We start from the raw sequence: 16,505 nt of genomic DNA, 5'->3' as shown, positions 1-16,505 counted from the left end.
TCGCTGGGGCCGCACTCGCAGCCGGCGCGGCAGAGCTACTTCAGGCTTTTTTGCAGCAGAATCGTGCCGAGCCAGCGCTCGAACTTGAACCCGACCTTGCCCATGCGACCGATCTCGTCGAAGCCGAAATCGCGGTGCAGCTTGATCGAGGCATCCGCTCCCTGGTCGGCGATGACGGCGATGATCTCCTTCAGACCGGCCGCTTTAGACCGTTTGATCAGCTCGCCCAGCAGCTCGCGGCCGAGACCTTTACCCGTCGACGCCGCGCCGAGGTAGATCGAATTCTCCACCGTGAATCGGAAGGCCTTCTTCTGCTTCCACGGGCTGACCAGGGCATAACCGAGAATCTGACCGGCCGGAGAGACGGCAACGATGAACGGCATACCCTGCTTGTTCAGGTAGTAGAACTTGTCGCGCCACTCGGCGAGCGTCATCGCGTCTTCGTCAAAGGTCACGGTGCTGTTGGCGACGTAATAGTTGTAGATCTCGCGAATGTGCGGCAGATCCGTTGCTCGAACCTCGCGCATCGTGTATTCGAATGGCGTCTCGGGAGCCACGTCCGGCCGCAGGTGGCGGGGCAGCCGACGACGAGTCTCGTATTCTTCCTCAAGCACCGGGCACTCCCCTTTCTGGTTGATTCCAGATTACCGGAAGAGCCCACTGCACCGGTGCCGCCCCCTGCACGGTGAGCAGCCGGTTGGCGCCGCTGAACGGCCGGGAGCCGAAAAAGCCGCGACGGGCGGACAGGGGGCTCGGGTGCGCCGATTCAATGACGGGGGTGTCGCCGAGCAGCGGCCGAAGCGCGCCGGCATCCTTGCCCCACAAAATGGCGACGAGCGGATGCTGCCGCAGCACCAGTGCACGGATCGCCTGGTCGGTCACGCTTTCCCAGCCGCGGCGGCGATGCGATCCGGCTGCGCCGGCCCGGACGCTGAGCACGCGGTTGAGCAGCAATACCCCCTGATCGGACCACGCCGAGAGGTTGCCGTGCTCGGGCCGCGGCAAGCCCAAATCGGCCTCGAGCTCGGTGTAGATGTTGCCAAGGCTGCGCGGCACCGGCCGCACGTCGGCGTTTACGGCGAAGGCCAAACCGATCGGATGCCCCGGCGTGGGGTAGGGGTCCTGGCCGACGATGAGCACCCGCACAGCATCGAACGGTTGCCGAAAAGCGCGCAGCAGGTGCTCGGGCGCTGGCAACACCGTATGGCCGGCCGCCCGTTCGCTCGCCAGAAAATCGCCCACCCGGGCCAGGTCGTCGGCCACGGGAGCGAGCGCCCTCGCCCAGCCCGGGTCGATCTGCCCGGTCGCTGCGAGCGCATCGAGGTTCACGAGTCGGTCAGGCGCCGATGGTGCTCACGAGCACGCCACCGTCGGCCTGACTGACCCGCCAGACGCTGCCGGCGCCGAGCACACCGAGCGCGCCCTCGCCGACCACGAGCACGGTATTTTCGTCGATGGCCAGGCCGCCGTCGATCAGGCCGGCCTCGGTCGCCGCGATCAGTCGGGACAGGCTGCCGGACTGGGCAGCGTGCACGTCGACCGTGACGTCGAGCAGGCCGATCCCCTGGGCCAGGGTGATTTCATCGAGGCCCTCCGAGACGTGTTCCGGCGTGACCTCGACGCCGCCGATACGCCAGCCGCCGACGAGGGCACGTTCGGCCGCGATCATGGCGCCGGCCGAGAAGCCGAGGTAGGGCACGCCACTGGACACCTGACGACGAATCTCGCCGGCAATCGGCAGCACTGCGGCGAGATAGTCGGGCGTCACCCCGCCGCCGATAATGATCCCGTCGACCGCGGAAATCGCCGTGAGGGCGGCGGTATCGCCGGGAGCGAGAACGGTGCGGCGGGTCTGCACGCTGTCGCCGAGCGACTCGGCCAGTTCCTCGGCGTGGGCGCTGCCGGGACCCACGGTAATTATCGCGACAATCGGTTCGTCGCGGCCGGCCCCGGAGGCCTGAGCCGTGATCTCGGACAGGAACGTTTCGAAGATTTCGGCGTCGTGCGCGGGATCTCCCCCGCCGCCGACCAGATGCACGCTCACGCGGCGACCTCGGCCGTCGCTGCGGTGAGCGCTTCAGACACGATGCTGTCGGGGGCGCCCGCAACCGGCGGCAGCGCCGACCAGGGGAACACGATCCACTTGTCGGTCTCGCGCCAGGTGAAATCGGGCGCATGCACCGTGCGCGGCTTGGTATAGAGCGTCGCGGTGCGCACCTCCATAGCCGTCTCGCCGAGCAGGCGCAGCACGAGCGCGAGGGTGTGGCCAGAGTCGGAGACGTCGTCGACGAGCAGAACCCGCTTGCCGGCGAGGGCCGGGGCGTCGAGCATCGGGGCCGACAACACCGGCTCTGGCAGTCGTTCGTCGATGCCGGTGTAGAACTCCACGTTGATGCTGCCGCAGTTCTTCGTGCCGAGCGCATACGACACGGCGCCGGCCAGCAGCAGTCCGCCGCGGGCGATGGCGATCACGACATCCGGGTGAAAACCGCTCGCCCGCACGCGCACGGCCAACTCGCGGGACGCGGCCGCGAAGTCGGTCCACTGCAGAATTTCGCGGTCGATCACGGGCGGAGTGGGCGCATCCTGGGCATCAAGTGTCATCCGTCAATGCTAGCTATGTCTGAGCTCGCACGAAGCGGGTGCTGCGCGGCCAGCTGGCCGCGCAGCACCCGCTTTCGAAAGAAGCGCTACGGAACCTGGCGCTGGTCGACGCCGTTATAGGCCGACAGCGGGCGGATGAGCGCGTTGCTCTTCTTCTGCTCCATGATGTGCGCCGTCCACCCGGTGATCCGCGCCGCGACGAAGATGGGCGTGAAGGTGAGGGTGTCGAAGCCCATCAGGTGATAGGCGGGACCCGACGGGTAGTCGAGGTTGGGCAAGATGGCCTTTCGGGTGGTCATCGCCGTCTCGAGGGCTTCGTAGAGTTCGAGCAGCTCCGGCTTCTGGTAGTGCTCGACCAGGGTGACGAGCGAGGCACGCATCGTCGGAACCCGCGAGTCGCCGTTCTTGTAGACGCGGTGCCCGAAGCCCATGATCTTGCGCTTTTCGGCGAGCGCCTGGGCCAGCCACGGTTCGGCCCGCTCTGCCGCACCTTGACCGAGACCGATCTCGGTGAAGGTGTGCATGACGGCCTCGTTGGCGCCGCCGTGCAGGGCTCCCTTGAGCGCCCCGACCGCACCGGTCACGGCCGAATACAAATCGGACAGGGTCGAGGTGATGACCCGTGCGGTGAATGTGGAGGCGTTGAACGAGTGCTCGGCATAGAGAATCATCGACACGTCGAAGGCGTTGACGACGACGAGTTCCGGCACCTCACCGAAGGTCATGTGCAGAAAGTTCGCCGAGTAACCGAGATCGTCGCGCGGTTCGACCAGATCGAGACCGTGCCGACGCCGCTGGTCGTAGGAGACGATCGCGGGCAGCTGCGCGAGCAGGCGAATCGATTTGGCGAGGTCGGATTCCGGCGAGGGGTCCTCGGCATCCGGGTCGCTCGCGCCGATGACGCTCACCGCGGTGCGCACGACGTCCATCGGGTGCGCGGTCAGCGGCAGCTCGTCGATGATTCGCTTCACTACCGGGCTCAGATGGCGCAGCGACCGCTCGAGCGCCTCGAAGTCGGCGAGCTGCGAGTCGGTGGGAAGCTCTCCGTGCCAGAGCAGGTAGGCGACCTCTTCGAAGCTCTTCTTGGCCGCGAGCTCCTGCACCGGATAGCCCCGGTACAGCAGCGAGTTGGTCTCCGGGTTCACCTTGGAGACCGCTGTCGTGTCGACGACGACGCCGGTGAGACCCTTATAGACGTGTGGTGCCAGTGTTTCGGTGTCAGACATGGTGCTCCTTTAGACCTCGCGCCGAACTGAGCGTCGAAATGTGTGGGTTCAGAGTGAAATCGAAGATACCCGAATCGAACTGGCTATACGACGCATAGTCGAGCAATTCGTACAGGTCGGCGCGGTGCTGCATCTCGGGCAGCATCGTGGTGAGAGAGCCCGTCTGTTCGATCGCGTCGAGTCCGCGTGCGGCGGAGCCCATCGCGAGGCGTAGCAACGACACCGGAAAGATCACCAGGTTCATGCCCACGTCTTCGAGCTGCTGCACGGTGTACAGCTCGCCCTTGCCGAACTCGGTCATGTTCGCCAGGATCGGCACCGACACGGCGGCCCGAATCGTTTCGAACTCGGCCAGGCTGCCCATCGCCTCGGGGAAGATCGCGTCAGCCCCGGCATCCTGCAGCTGCTTGGCCCTGGTGACGGCGGCATCCAGGCCATCAACGGCACGGATATCGGTGCGCGCCATCACGAGGAAGTTCGCGTCCCGGCGCGCATCGACCGCGGCGCGGATGCGCTTGATCGCGGTGTCGGCGTCCACGACCTGCTTGCCATCGAGGTGGCCGCAGCGTTTCGGGTTGACCTGGTCCTCGATGTGCATGCCGGCAAGTCCCGCGTCTTCGAGGGTCTGGATGGTGCGTGCCACGTTCATCGGCTCGCCAAATCCGGTATCGGCGTCGACGATCGCCGGCAGGTCGGTCATGCGGGCGATCTGCTGCGACCGGCCGGCCACCTCGGTGAGGGTGGTCAGGCCGATGTCGGGCAGGCCCAGATCGGCCGAGAGCACGGCGCCCGAGATGTAGACGCCCTCGAATCCCTTCTTTTGGATGAGCTTGGCGGAGAGCGGGTTGAACGCGCCGGGATAGCGCAGAATCTTTCCGCTCGCCAATCCCGCGCGCAGGGCAATGCGCTTATCAGCGGCGGTCGTGCCGGCGTACAGCATTAGAAGATCCCCTTCGGGGTGGCGAGGGCGGAGAGCAGTCCCGGCTTGGCCACGATGGTCAGCCCGCCAAGGTCGGGGGCCCCAAGCTCCGGTAGGCGCTGCGCCAGGGCGAGGAACCGTTCGATCTCGAATTCCTCCATCACCGGCGCGGCCAGCGTGCGGAATTTGTTGATGTACTCCGCGCGAGCGAAGGGACGAGCGCCGAGCGGATGCGCGTCGGCGACGGCGATCTCGTCAACCAGGCGGGTTCCATTGCTGAGTTCGATTTCGACGCGACCGCCGAAGGCCTTCTCGGCCGGGTCCAGGGAGTGGTAACGACGCGTCCATTCCTGGTCTTCGGTCGTAGTGACGGTGTTCCACAGCGCGATCGTGTCGGGGCGGCCGGCACGCTCGGGGCTGTAGGAGTCGACGTGGTTCCAGGTTCCGTCCTGCAGGGCCACCGTGAAGATATAGGGAATGGAGTGGTCGAGGGTTTCGCGGCTCGCGGTGGGGTCATATTTCTGCGGGTCGTTGGCGCCGGAACCGATCACGTAGTGCGTGTGGTGGCTGGTATGGATGACGATGTTCTTAATCGCGCCGGCCACGAGAAGCTCGGGGTGCTCGTTATGCAGCCTGCGGGCGAGGTCGATCCAGGCCTGCGCCTGGTACTCGGCCGAGTGCTCCTTGGTGTAACTGTCGAGAATGGCGCGTTTGATGCTGCCGGCGGCTGGCAGCGACACGTCGTAGGAGCCGTCTGGTCCGTCGAGCAGCCAGGCGATGACGCCATCCTCGCCCTCGTAGATCGGAGTCGGGCTGGTTTCACCGCGGAGCGCACGGTCAACGGCTTCGACGGCCATCTTGCCTGCGAATGCCGGCGCGTGCGCCTTCCAGGAGGAGATTTCGCCCTTTCTCGACTGGCGAGTGGCGGTCGTGGTGTGCAGTGCCTGGCCGACGGCTTGGAAGATGATTTCCTTGTCGAGGCCGAGGAGGGTTCCGATGCCGGCAGCGACCGACGGGCCGAGGTGGGCAACGTGGTCGATCTTGTGCGCGTGCAGGCTGATCGATTTCACCAGGTCAATCTGGATCTCGTAGCCGGTAGCGATGCCGCGAATCAGGTCGCTGCCGGTCAGGCCGCGCGACGCCGCGAGGTGCTGGGCGACGGCCGTGATCGGTGGGATGTTGTCGCCCGGGTGGGAATATTCGGCGGCCAGAAAGGTGTCGTGGTAGTCGAGTTCGCGAACGGCGACGCCGTTGGCCCAGGCTGCCCACTCCGGGGAAACCCGGCGTGCCGGTGGGAGGCCGAACACGCTCGCGCCATCGCCACCGTTGGAACGCGGGTGTGCGAGTGCCTGCGAGCGAGCAGCGATCACCGGGCGACGGGTCAGGCTGGCCGCGGCAACGGAAGCGTTGTCGATCACGCGGTTGATGACCATCTCGGTCACTTCCTCGGAGACCGCAGCGGGGTCGGCGGCGACCTCGGCGATCTTCCAGGCCAGCTGGTCCTCGCGGGCCAGATTCTCGTCGCTCTTGTGAACTCGAACATGGTATTGCTGCACGGTGGATCCCTTCGTTGGTCGGCCGAAGTCGTTAGTCGACTACTGTTCCGAGTCCTCTTCGATCGCCGCGAGGACGCTCAAGAGGCTTTGGTGAAGATGAATATGGGTGGCATGGGCTGCCAGCGACGGGTCGCCGGCAATAATGGCGTCGATAATCAGCAGGTGCTCGGCGGCTGCGGCACGAAGCCGCAGCGGATTTCTGCGGGCCAGCCGACGAATGCGGGCCAGGTGGGTGCGAACGGCGCGCAGGGCGCCGACCAGAAAAGGATTTTCGACGGCCGCATCGACGGCGTCTTCGAGTTCGTCGATGAGCACGTAGTAGCGGTGCACACCGATATCGCCCTGGTCCAGAAGCTCAGGGGCCGTCACAAAGGCGTCGCGGAGTTCCAGAAACGGTGCGGGGTCGCGCCGAGTGGCAGCCAAACGAATGGCCTGCACCTCGAGCGCCTGGCGCAGTTCGTACAGTTCGGAGATACTGTCAACGGAGATGTCGGTCACCTCGAAGCCACGACCGCGGCGTCCCACGACGAGGCCGTCGGCGATTAATCGAGCCACGGCTTCGCGCAGCGGAGTGCGGGATACGCCAATGCGCTCTGCCTGTTCGACTTCAAGCAGGGCTGCGCCGGGGGCGAGGAGTCCGTTGAGAATCTCCCCGCGCAACTGACGGTACGCCCGCTCGCTGGCTCGAAGCGGTGCGCCTAACCCCACCATTGCGGTTTCTGTATACACAAGAGCGATCCTATTCCACATTGCCGGGTTATATGCAATACTTCAAGCACTCTTTGTATACAGAGCAACTTCGATGGAGAAGGTTTACATGAACGGCGAATCAGGCGGGGGCTACCGGGAGGCTTGGCGACGCAGCATGTCGGCGCCGGAGGACTTCTGGCTGGAGGCTGCCGCCGGCATCGAGTGGATCACGCAGCCCACGAGTGCCCTTGCCGTTGACGGCAAGGGCACGGCAACCGGAAGCTGGTTTCCCGGGGGAACACTCAACACGAGCTACAACGCTCTCGACCGGCACGTTTTGGCCGGCCGCGGCGCCCACACGGCATTGATCTACGACTCCGCGATGACCGGCACCCGCGTGCAGATCAGCTACCTTGACCTGCTCGGTCGGGTCGCTAAATTCGCCGGCGCCCTTCGCGCCAACGGCGTCGGTACGGGCGACCGGGTCATCATCTACCTGCCGATGATCCCCGAAGCCGTCGTCGCCATGCTCGCCTGCGCTCGCATCGGCGCGGTGCACTCCGTTGTATTCGGCGGTTTCGCCGCGACGGAACTCGCCGTGCGCATTGATGATGCTCGTCCCAGTGTCATCGTCACGGCATCCGGTGGTCTCGAACCCGGTCGCATCATTGAGTACCTGCCGCTCGTAGAGAAGGCCATTGCCTTGAGCCAGGGGTCGGTGCACACCGTCATCGTGCGCGACCGAGAGAGTATTCCTGGCTCAGCCACGGATTACCACGACGGCTCCACGGATACCCTGTGGCTGGACTGGGCCGACGAGGAGGCCAAGGCCGCGCCGGCCGACCCGGTTGCCATGCGGTCCGAGGATCCGCTGTACATTCTCTATACATCCGGCACGACCGGAGAGCCCAAGGGCATAGTTCGCGACAACGGCGGCCACGCGGTGGCCCTGAACTGGTCGATGCGCAATGTTTACAACGTGGGACACGGCGACGTGTATTGGGCCGCTTCCGATGTCGGCTGGGTGGTCGGCCACTCCTACATCGTCTATGCGCCGCTCCTGGCCGGCGCTACCACTGTGATCTATGAGGGCAAACCCATCGGAACCCCCGACGCCGGGGCGTTCTGGCGAGTCGTCGACGACTACAAAGTGAAGGTGCTGTTTACTGCGCCCACCGCCATTCGAGCCATCCGTCGCGTCGACCCCGACCTGCTCGAGCTGAAGAACCACGACGTATCCAGCCTGACCAGCCTGTTCCTGGCTGGGGAACGCCTCGACCCCGAAACCTTTCACTGGGCCAACGACGGGTTGCACTGCCCGGTTGTCGACCACTGGTGGCAGACCGAGACCGGGTGGGCGATCTGCGCCAACCTGCTCGGCATCGAAGAGCTGCCGACGAAGCCGGGCTCTGCCACCGTCCCGGTGCCCGGGTACGACATTGCCATTCTCGATTCCAAGGGCCGGCCGATCGAAAAGATCGGCAAGGACGGCAACATCGCCATCCGACTTCCGCTGCCACCGGGCACCCTTCTCGGGGTCTGGGGCAGCGAGGAACGCTTCAAAAGTTCTTACCTGACCGCTTTCCCCGGCTACTACGCCACGGGTGACTCCGGTCATTTCGATACCGATGGCTACCTATTCGTGATGGGTCGCACCGACGACGTAATCAACGTTGCCGGGCACCGGCTCTCGACCGGTTCCCTCGAAGAGGTCCTCACGCTGCACCCGGCCGTCGCCGAGTGCGCAGTACTCGGCGTGCACGACCCACTCAAGGGCCAACGTGCCGCTGGTTTCGTCACGCTGAAGGCCGGCAGTCGTGTCGACCACACCGTTCTCGCCGCAGAGCTCGTCGCCCTGGTGCGCGAGCATGTCGGCCCGGTCGCCGCGTTTCGCGACGTGACTATACTCGACCGACTGCCCAAAACGCGGTCGGGGAAAATTCTTCGTAAAACCATTCGGCAGATCGTCGACGGTGAAGAATATTCCGTCCCTCCCACCATCGAAGACCCCACCGTTCTCGACGATCTGAAACGGGCGCTGTCAGCATCCGTTTCGTAAACGATCGGTTACGACCACTTCCCATCCACACCGCGCACCCCTGACTTTTCCCGAACCCCGTATTTTCCGTTCTCTAGGCAAGGAAGCCCCATGAGTGAATCAGTGAAAGACGCCCCACCAAAGTCCCGCATCGATTATGAGGCGTATGAGAAAACGCCCCAGTTCCTCCACATGAAGAAGACCCGCAACCGCTTCGTGGTTCCGCTCTCGATCTTCTTCCTGGTCTGGTACATCGCCTACGTTCTCGCGGCCGCCTACGCGCACGATTTCATGGCGACGCCGGTCTTCGGCAGCATCAACATCGGCCTGCTCCTCGGCCTCGCGCAATTCGTCACGACGTTCGCCATCACGATGAGCTACGTGACCTTCGCCAACCGCAAGATCGACCCCCTGACCGAAGATCTTCGCGGCGAACTTGAGCGGATGGAACAGCGATGAACGCTTTGCAGATTTTGGCCGCAACGGTCAAACCGGTTGAGAACAACCCGGTCCTGAACATCTCGATCTTCCTGGCCTTCGTGGCCGTGACGCTGATCATCGTGATCCGTTCCGGCCGCAACAATAAGACGGCCGCGGACTACTACGCGGGCGGCCGGTCCTTCACCGGACCGCAGAACGGTTTCGCCATCGCCGGCGACTACCTGTCGGCGGCATCGTTCCTCGGCATCGTCGGCGCGATCGCCGTCACCGGGTACGACGGCTTCATGTACTCGATCGGGTTCCTCGTTGCCTGGCTCGTCGCCCTCCTGCTCGTTGCCGAGCTCATGCGCAACACGGCCAAGTTCACCATGGCCGACGTGCTCTCCTTCCGGTTGAAGCAGGGCCCCGTGCGCATGGCAGCAGCCACGACCACCCTGGCCGTCTGCTTCTTCTACCTGCTCGCCCAGATGGCCGGTGCCGGCGGACTCGTCTCACTGCTTCTCGGCATCAATGACAAGCTCGGCCAGTCCATCGTGGTCACCGTCGTCGGTGGCCTCATGATCGTCTACGTACTGGTCGGCGGCATGAAGGGCACCACCTGGGTGCAGATCGTCAAGGCATTCCTGCTCATCATCGGCGCTTTCGCGATGACCGTCTGGGTACTCGCGATCAATGGTTTCAGCCTGTCGACCCTGCTTGACAGCGCAGTCGCCGTTTCCGCCGCCGGTGCAGACATCCTGGCCCCCGGCCTGAAGTACGGCGCGAACCCGCTCGACTTCATCTCGCTCGCCCTCGCCCTGGTTCTTGGAACCGCCGGACTGCCGCACGTACTCATGCGCTTCTATACGGTTCCGACCGCGAAGGAAGCTCGACGTTCGGTCGTCTGGGCCATTTGGCTCATCGGCGCGTTCTACATCTTCACCCTGGTGCTCGGCTTCGGTGCCGCGTCGCTCGTCGGTGCGGAAACCATCGAGGCCGCTCCCGGCGGAGTGAATTCGGCAGCCCCGCTGCTCGCGCTCGCCCTCGGCGGACCGCTGTTGCTCGGCTTCATCTCGGCCATCGCGTTCGCGACAATCCTGGCCGTTGTGGCCGGCATCACGATCACGGCGGCAACGAGCTTCGCGCACGATATCTATGGCTCCGTCATCAAGAAGGGCAAGGGCAACCCCGACGACGAGGTCAAGGTCGCCCGTCGCACGGTTGTTGTGATTGGTGTTCTCGCCATCGCCGGCGGTATCGGCGTGCAGGGGCAGAACATCGCCTTCCTGGTTGCCCTGGCCTTTGCGGTCGCGGCGAGCGCCAACCTGCCGACCATCCTCTACTCCCTGTTCTGGCGTCGTTTCACGACCCGCGGCGCGGTCTGGAGCATGTACGGCGGATTGTCCTCGGCCGTTCTGCTGATCATCTTCTCGCCGGTGTTCTCGGGCACGCCCACCTCCATGTTCGGCGAGGCCGTGGACTTTGCGATCTTCCCGCTCAGCAACCCCGGCATCGTCTCGATCCCGCTCGGATTCTTCCTCGGCTGGCTCGGGTCGGTCACCAGCACCACGAAGGAGAGCCCGTCGCTCGCCGCCGAGATGGCAGTGCGCTCGCTCACCGGGCACGGCGCCGAAAAGGCCGTCGAGCACTAACCCCCCGCGGTACGACGAACGGGCCGGCCAGGATTCCCCTCCTGTCCGGCCCGTTTTCTGTCGGGATTTCGGTACGTAAGACCGGTGAATTTCGCGACACGCCGTGTTCTAAGCATGCCGAGTCCGGCGTGTCGCAATTCAACCGGTTTTACGTACACGCGCCCGGGCCGAGAAGCCGCGAATGGGGGCGATCCGCAGACACGGTTACGCAGGTTGGGTGGCCCGCTCGAGTGAAAAGCGGCTCAATAAGTCGACGAGATGGCTCAGCTCCAAGGGCGGCGACGGCCAGGATGCCACCACTTCACGGTGCGCGGGAGTTGCGCCGCTGCGCGGGAGTTGCGCCGCTGCGCGGGAGGCCCAACTCCCGCGCACTGGCGTAGCTCCCGCGCGACGCGTGGCGCGGGAGTTCTGGCCAGGCCACAAGTCCCGCGCACTGGCGCAGGTCCCGCGTAGCGTGATCCAGCCCAACGGATGCCCACTCCTCAGCTCCCGCGCAGCGGCGCAGCCCCCGCGAATTGGCACAAGTCCCGCGCGCCACAGGTGCAGAGGAAGGGCGGCGACGGGTTGAGGGGAGCGGCGGCGGGTTTTCCGCGGGGTGGCGAGTTTTGAGCGAGGAGCGGATGACCCGTCGACGCCGCGGGCCGCGCCGACAAGCCCCGGTCACCCCGCGAAGCCCGCAGCCGAAGCCCGCAGCCCGCAGCCCGCAGCCCGCACGATTACTCCTCGCGCACCTTCAGCTCGCCACGGGCGATGCGGGTCGGAGCCGCCTGGGCGACCGGCTTGATCACGATCAGGTCGAGGTTCACATGTGCCGGCCGCTCAACGCTCGAGACGATGGTCTCGGCGATGTCCTCTGCCGAGAGCGGGTCTGGCACGTTGTCGTAGGCTGCGAAGGCCTTGTCGGCGTCACCGTCGAAGCGAACGAGACCGAACTCATCCGTTTTGACCATGCCCGGCGCGATCTCGATCACCCGAATCGGCTCGCCGGAGAGTTCGAGGCGCAGCACCTCGGTCATCGCGTGCGCGGCGAACTTGGCGGCGTTGTACCCGCCACCGCCGAGGTAGGCCACGTGCCCGGCAATCGAGGTCACCGTCACGATATCGGCCGATCCGGCCCCGGAGTCGATGCCGGCGCGCAGCAGCGGAAGAATGGCCGTGGTGACCCGCTTGACGGCGAGAACGTTGATCTCAAACATCCAGGCCCAGTCTTCGATGCTGCCGGCCTCGACCGAGTCAAGACCCTTGGCCCCGCCGGCATTGTTGACCAGTGCGTGTACCGGGCCGCTGGCGGCGAGGTAGTCACGCAAGGCGTCGACATCCGCTTGCAGCGTGAGGTCGGCGGTGAAGACATCCGCTCCGGTTTCGGCTTGCAGCGTTTTGAGGCGGTCGGCACGCCGCGCGACCCCCACCACGTTCCAGCCATGCTGCCGGAACAGGCGTGCCGTCGCTGCTCCAATTCCTGAACTTGCTCCGGTCACAACCACTCGTCGAGTACTCATTTCTCCATTGTGGCGGGAGAATGGTGTCAATGAGCGCACTGGACACCACCACCCCGCCGCAGAAGCGTCGCGTACCCCTCTGGGATAACGCGCGCTGGGTCGCGGTCACCCTCGTGGTGATCGGCCACGCGATTCTCAAACTCATCGGCGAGGCGGACGTCGCCTATGCGCTTTATCTGTTCATCTATGCCTTCCACGTGCCGGTTTTCGTGGCCGTGAGCGGCTACTTCGCCAAGTCGGGAGCATCAGACGCGCGGCAGATGCACCGGCTGCTCACCGACATCGTCTTTCCGTACCTCATCTTCGAGACGATCTGGACGGTGCTGCGCTGGATCCTCGGCGGCAAGTTCGTGCTGGACTATTCCACAGCGAGCTGGACGCTGTGGTTTCTACTCGCCCTGGTGATGTGGCGGATTGTCCTGCCGTACCTCGTGGTGCTGCGCTATCCCCTCATCATCAGCATTGTTATCTCGATCGGGGTCGGCTACCTGCCGAATATCGACGGTACGTTCGCCCTGTCCCGCACCCTCGGGCTGTTGCCGTTTTTCGTCTTCGGCTGGAAGCTGCGCCAGTGGCAGCTGACCGATACCTGGCTCGAACTGCGCGATAGCCTGATCTGGCGTTGGCGTGCCGGAGCGATCGGGCTGTTCGCCCTGCTCTACCTGCTGATCGGGCTCAACATAGAGACCATGCGTACCCTGCAGGTGCGCCGATTCCTGCTCTATGACGAGGCGTACGCCACGTTTGACTATTCCGCGTGGTGGGCCGGCGGCCTCCGTTTGGCCGTCATGCTGCTCGCATTTGCGCTCATCGCGGCGTTCCTCATGCTGATTCCGCGGCGCACGACCTGGTTCACCGACCTGGGCGCGGCCACCATGTACATCTACCTGCTGCACACCTTCGTGCTGTACCCGTTGCGGGAGACGGGTGTGCTCGACGGCCCACAGCCCGCGTGGGTGTTGCCGGGCATGATCGTGCTGAGCGTGGTCACCTCCGTCCTGCTGGCGCAGCCCGTCGTTCGACGGCTGGTTCGACCCCTGGTCCAACCGAAAGCACGGTGGCTGTTCCGGGCGACGGCGACGACGCCGACCGGCACGATCGTGTTGCCGCATCGCGAGCGCAAGTAGGCGCTCGCGCAACATGACGTTGTGTTTCGCGAGCCCTTGCACGGCCATTCGGGCCTCTTTATGCTCGGGCCAGAGCGCTGGACAGTCCGCGCTGAATGACGCGGAGGCTATCGTGACCGACAATTCTTCATCGTGGAAGTTTGAGACCAAACAGGTTCATTCCGGCGCTCGTCCCGACCCGGTTACGAACGCGCGCGCCACCCCGATCTACCAGACCACGTCGTACGTGTTCAACAGCGCCGAGCACGCCCAGAATCTATTCGCGCTGGCCGAATTCGGCAACATCTACACCCGCATCCAGAACCCCACGCAGGCCGTCGTCGAAGAGCGCGTCGCCGCGCTCGAGGGCGGAACCGCGGCGCTGCTGCTGTCCAGCGGCCAGTCGGCATCCACTTTTGCGGTGTTGAACATTGCGCAGGCCGGCGACCACATCGTGTCGTCGAGCTCGATCTACGGCGGCACCTACAACCTGTTCAAGTACACCCTCGCCAAGCTCGGCATCGAGGTCACCTTCGTCGAGGACCAGGACGACGCGGTCGAATGGCAGCGCGCGGTGCGCCCGAATACCAAGCTGTTCTTCGCCGAGACCATTGGCAACCCGCGCATCAACGTGCTCGACATTTCCCTGGTAGCGGATGTCGCCCACGCGGCCGGCATTCCGCTGATCGTCGACAACACCATCGCCACCCCGTACCTGATTCGCCCGTTCGAGCACGGCGCCGACATTATCGTGCACTCGGCCACGAAGTTCCTCGGCGGCCATGGCACCATCATTGGCGGAGTGCTCGTGGACGGCGGCAAATTCGAGTGGTCGAAGAACGTGGAGAAATTCCCCGGCCTGACCGAACCCGACCCGTCGTACCACGGCGCGAGCTACACCACGGCGGTCGGCGACGGCATCGCCTACATCATTAAGGCCCGCGTACAGCTGTTGCGCGACCTCGGCAGCGCCATCGCCCCGGCGAGCGCGTGGCAGCTCATCCAGGGCATCGAGACGCTCAGTCTGCGCATCGAACGCCACGTGCAGAACGCCCAGGACATCGCCGAGTGGCTCGATAACCACGACGATATTGCCTCGGTGAACTACGCCGGACTGCCGTCGAGCCCCTGGTATGCCAACGCCAACAAGTACGCCCCGCTCGGCGTCGGTGCCGTGCTCTCGTTCGAACTCAAGGGCGGTGTCGCAGCCGGCCGCGCCCTCGTCGACAACCTCAGCCTGTTCAGCCATCTCGCCAACATCGGTGATGTACGTTCCCTGGTCATTCACCCGGCATCCACTACGCACGCCCAGCTCACCCCTGAGCAGCAGCTGACGGCCGGAGTCACTCCCGGGCTGGTGCGGCTCTCCGTGGGCATCGAGAACGTCGCCGACCTCAAGGCCGACCTTGAGGTCGGCCTCGAGGCAGCCCGCGCCGTCGTGAAGCACCAGCGCACCGACGCCTGACGGGCTCTCTTCGCCCGGGCGTACGACGTAACATACGCCCGGGCTGTTCATTCGACCGACAGAATGGACGTCTATGGAATGGCAATCGTCAGCAGACACGGTCCCGTCGAGCTTCATCACCGAAGCCCAGGCGCGCTCGGTGCTTGGCAAGCCTCCGGCCACCGGCGCCTGGCGCGACGGCGACCCGATCGGCCACCGCCAATTCCTGAACCTCGGCCCCCTCAACTTCGAGGCCGGGGGTAGCCTGCCCGCGGTGCGCCTCGCCTATGAAACCTGGGGCACGTTGAGCCCGACCGGCGACAACGCTGTGCTCGTGCTGCACGCCCTCACCGGCGACAGCCATCTGGCCGGCGCCCCCGGTCCAGGCCAGGAAACGGGCGGCTGGTGGGACGGTATCGTCGGCCCCGGCCTCGCCATCGACACCGACCGGTGGTTCGTGGTGGCGCCGAATATGCTTGGCGGCTGCCAGGGCAGCACCGGCCCGGCCTCGCTCGCGCCCGACGGGCTGGAGTGGGGCATCCGCTTTCCCTATCTGACCATTCGCGACCAGGTGAGCGCACAGCGAGTCTTTAGCGATCAGCTCGGCATCGACCGCTGGGCGGCCGTCATCGGCGGTTCGATGGGCGGCATGCACGCCCTCGAATGGGCGATCGAGACCCCCGACCGGGTTGAACGCCTCATCATTTTGGCCGCGCCTCCAATCACGACCGCCGACCAGATCGCGCTCAATTCGGTGCAAATCGAGGCCATTCGCACCGACCCGGCGTTTCGTGCCGGCGACTATTACGACGAAGCGGATGGCGATGGCCCGACGCGCGGGCTGGCCCTCGCCCGCAGAATGGCCCTGCTCAACTACCGAAGCCCGGCCGAGCTGAACGCCCGCTTCGCGCGGGGCTGGCAGAGCGGCATCAGTCCGCTCGGCGCCAACGGCCGCTTCGCCGTGGAATCGTACCTCGACTTTCACGGCAATAAATTCACTCGACGTTTCGACGCCAACAGCTACATCGTGTTGGTCGAAGCCATGAACTCCCACGATGTCGGACGCGGACGCGGCGGCGTCGCGGCCGCCCTCGGACGGATCAGCGCCCGCTCGGTCGTCGTCGGAATCGACAGCGACCGCCTCTTTCCAGTCGATGGCCAGCGCACGATCGCCGCGCACCTGACAAACAATATTGATGGACCCACCGCGGTGGTTCTGCAATCCGGCTATGGTCACGATGGCTTCCTCATTGAGAATGAGGCAATCGGAGCCCAGATTCAGCGGGTGTTGCACTAAGTCGAGCCCACGCGTGCGTCGCCCGGTATGGTGCTGATAGAACACGTTCATTTC

The 16,505-nt window shown here is 65.1% G+C and carries 15 protein-coding genes; 6 read left to right on the top strand and 9 right to left on the bottom strand.

The annotated features are described in order from the left end of the window. Window positions 1–35: 35 nt before the first annotated feature. The 8 genes from E3T39_RS14125 to E3T39_RS14090 form a co-directional block, all read right to left on the bottom strand. The gene (locus tag E3T39_RS14125; RefSeq protein ID WP_174845141.1) at window positions 36–614 is read right to left on the bottom strand and encodes a GNAT family N-acetyltransferase; all 579 of its coding nucleotides are present in this window, start codon (window positions 612–614) and stop codon (window positions 36–38) included. Continuing rightward, the gene (locus E3T39_RS14120; RefSeq protein WP_134516404.1) at window positions 607–1,329 is read right to left on the bottom strand and encodes a uracil-DNA glycosylase; all 723 of its coding nucleotides are present in this window, start codon (window positions 1,327–1,329) and stop codon (window positions 607–609) included. The genes E3T39_RS14125 and E3T39_RS14120 overlap by 8 nt, the downstream gene beginning before the upstream one ends. A 7-nt stretch (window positions 1,330–1,336) precedes the next feature. Then, window positions 1,337–2,044: a Type 1 glutamine amidotransferase-like domain-containing protein gene (locus E3T39_RS14115; protein WP_134516402.1), complete on the bottom strand. Its 708-nt coding sequence runs from the start codon at window positions 2,042–2,044 to the stop codon at window positions 1,337–1,339. Continuing rightward, the gene (locus E3T39_RS14110) at window positions 2,041–2,604 is read right to left on the bottom strand and encodes a phosphoribosyltransferase (RefSeq protein ID WP_134516400.1); all 564 of its coding nucleotides are present in this window, start codon (window positions 2,602–2,604) and stop codon (window positions 2,041–2,043) included. The genes E3T39_RS14115 and E3T39_RS14110 overlap by 4 nt, the downstream gene beginning before the upstream one ends. Before the next feature lie 86 nt (window positions 2,605–2,690). Continuing rightward, window positions 2,691–3,830 (bottom strand): bifunctional 2-methylcitrate synthase/citrate synthase, encoded by a 1,140-nt coding sequence (locus tag E3T39_RS14105; protein ID WP_134516398.1) that lies wholly within the window; start codon window positions 3,828–3,830, stop codon window positions 2,691–2,693. Beyond that, window positions 3,823–4,770, bottom strand: coding sequence for a methylisocitrate lyase (prpB, locus tag E3T39_RS14100; protein WP_134516396.1), 948 nt, complete (start codon window positions 4,768–4,770; stop codon window positions 3,823–3,825). Before prpB ends, E3T39_RS14105 begins: the two co-directional genes overlap by 8 nt. After that, complete coding sequence (locus E3T39_RS14095) at window positions 4,770–6,305, bottom strand: MmgE/PrpD family protein (protein ID WP_134516394.1); 1,536 nt, start codon at window positions 6,303–6,305, stop codon at window positions 4,770–4,772. The genes prpB and E3T39_RS14095 overlap by 1 nt, the downstream gene beginning before the upstream one ends. Window positions 6,306–6,344: 39 nt before the next feature. After that, a complete protein-coding gene (locus E3T39_RS14090) occupies window positions 6,345–7,016 on the bottom strand; it encodes a GntR family transcriptional regulator (RefSeq protein WP_134516392.1) in 672 nt (223 codons plus the stop codon). Window positions 7,017–7,122: 106 nt separating this feature from the next. On the opposite strand from E3T39_RS14090, the gene E3T39_RS14085 reads away from it, so the two are divergent. The 3 genes from E3T39_RS14085 to E3T39_RS14075 all read left to right on the top strand — a co-directional run bounded on the left by E3T39_RS14085 (window position 7,123) and on the right by E3T39_RS14075 (window position 11,105). Continuing rightward, window positions 7,123–9,054 carry an AMP-binding protein gene (locus E3T39_RS14085; protein WP_134516390.1) on the top strand — a complete coding sequence of 644 codons (1,932 nt, stop codon included), beginning with the start codon at window positions 7,123–7,125 and terminating at the stop codon, window positions 9,052–9,054. 90 nt (window positions 9,055–9,144) lie between these two features. Next, complete coding sequence (locus E3T39_RS14080) at window positions 9,145–9,492, top strand: DUF485 domain-containing protein (protein ID WP_134516388.1); 348 nt, start codon at window positions 9,145–9,147, stop codon at window positions 9,490–9,492. Continuing rightward, a complete protein-coding gene (locus tag E3T39_RS14075; RefSeq protein WP_134516386.1) occupies window positions 9,489–11,105 on the top strand; it encodes a solute symporter family protein in 1,617 nt (538 codons plus the stop codon). Before E3T39_RS14080 ends, E3T39_RS14075 begins: the two co-directional genes overlap by 4 nt. A gap of 716 nt (window positions 11,106–11,821) precedes the next feature. On the opposite strand, the gene E3T39_RS14070 is transcribed toward E3T39_RS14075, so the two are convergent. After that, the gene (locus E3T39_RS14070; protein ID WP_174845140.1) at window positions 11,822–12,604 is read right to left on the bottom strand and encodes an SDR family NAD(P)-dependent oxidoreductase; all 783 of its coding nucleotides are present in this window, start codon (window positions 12,602–12,604) and stop codon (window positions 11,822–11,824) included. A 29-nt stretch (window positions 12,605–12,633) separates the two neighbouring features. Between E3T39_RS14070 and E3T39_RS14065 the strand changes: the two genes are divergently transcribed. From E3T39_RS14065 to metX, 3 genes are all read left to right on the top strand, one after another. Beyond that, complete coding sequence (locus tag E3T39_RS14065) at window positions 12,634–13,731, top strand: acyltransferase family protein (RefSeq protein WP_198416140.1); 1,098 nt, start codon at window positions 12,634–12,636, stop codon at window positions 13,729–13,731. Window positions 13,732–13,843: 112 nt separating this feature from the next. Then, window positions 13,844–15,175: a bifunctional o-acetylhomoserine/o-acetylserine sulfhydrylase gene (locus tag E3T39_RS14060; protein WP_241979722.1), complete on the top strand. Its 1,332-nt coding sequence runs from the start codon at window positions 13,844–13,846 to the stop codon at window positions 15,173–15,175. 73 nt (window positions 15,176–15,248) lie between these two features. Further along, complete coding sequence (gene metX, locus E3T39_RS14055) at window positions 15,249–16,451, top strand: homoserine O-acetyltransferase MetX (protein ID WP_134516380.1); 1,203 nt, start codon at window positions 15,249–15,251, stop codon at window positions 16,449–16,451. The last annotated feature ends 54 nt before the right edge of the window (window positions 16,452–16,505 follow it).

This window comes from Cryobacterium suzukii (genome assembly GCF_004403185.1).
GTDB lineage: Bacteria > Actinomycetota > Actinomycetes > Actinomycetales > Microbacteriaceae > Cryobacterium > Cryobacterium suzukii.
Note: the sequence above shows the minus strand (reverse complement) of the source record. Positions and strands in the feature narration are given on the sequence as shown.

Coding starts and splice junctions, on each gene's coding strand:
- E3T39_RS14110 (WP_134516400.1), bottom strand. CDS start 2,604: ATGACACTTGATGCCCAGGATGCGCCCACTCCGCCCGTGATCGACCGC.
- E3T39_RS14105 (WP_134516398.1), bottom strand. CDS start 3,830: ATGTCTGACACCGAAACACTGGCACCACACGTCTATAAGGGTCTCACC.
- prpB (WP_134516396.1), bottom strand. CDS start 4,770: ATGCTGTACGCCGGCACGACCGCCGCTGATAAGCGCATTGCCCTGCGC.
- E3T39_RS14090 (WP_134516392.1), bottom strand. CDS start 7,016: ATGGTGGGGTTAGGCGCACCGCTTCGAGCCAGCGAGCGGGCGTACCGT.
- E3T39_RS14085 (WP_134516390.1), top strand. CDS start 7,123: ATGAACGGCGAATCAGGCGGGGGCTACCGGGAGGCTTGGCGACGCAGC.
- E3T39_RS14080 (WP_134516388.1), top strand. CDS start 9,145: ATGAGTGAATCAGTGAAAGACGCCCCACCAAAGTCCCGCATCGATTAT.
- E3T39_RS14075 (WP_134516386.1), top strand. CDS start 9,489: ATGAACGCTTTGCAGATTTTGGCCGCAACGGTCAAACCGGTTGAGAAC.
- E3T39_RS14070 (WP_174845140.1), bottom strand. CDS start 12,604: ATGAGTACTCGACGAGTGGTTGTGACCGGAGCAAGTTCAGGAATTGGA.
- E3T39_RS14065 (WP_198416140.1), top strand. CDS start 12,634: ATGAGCGCACTGGACACCACCACCCCGCCGCAGAAGCGTCGCGTACCC.
- metX (WP_134516380.1), top strand. CDS start 15,249: ATGGAATGGCAATCGTCAGCAGACACGGTCCCGTCGAGCTTCATCACC.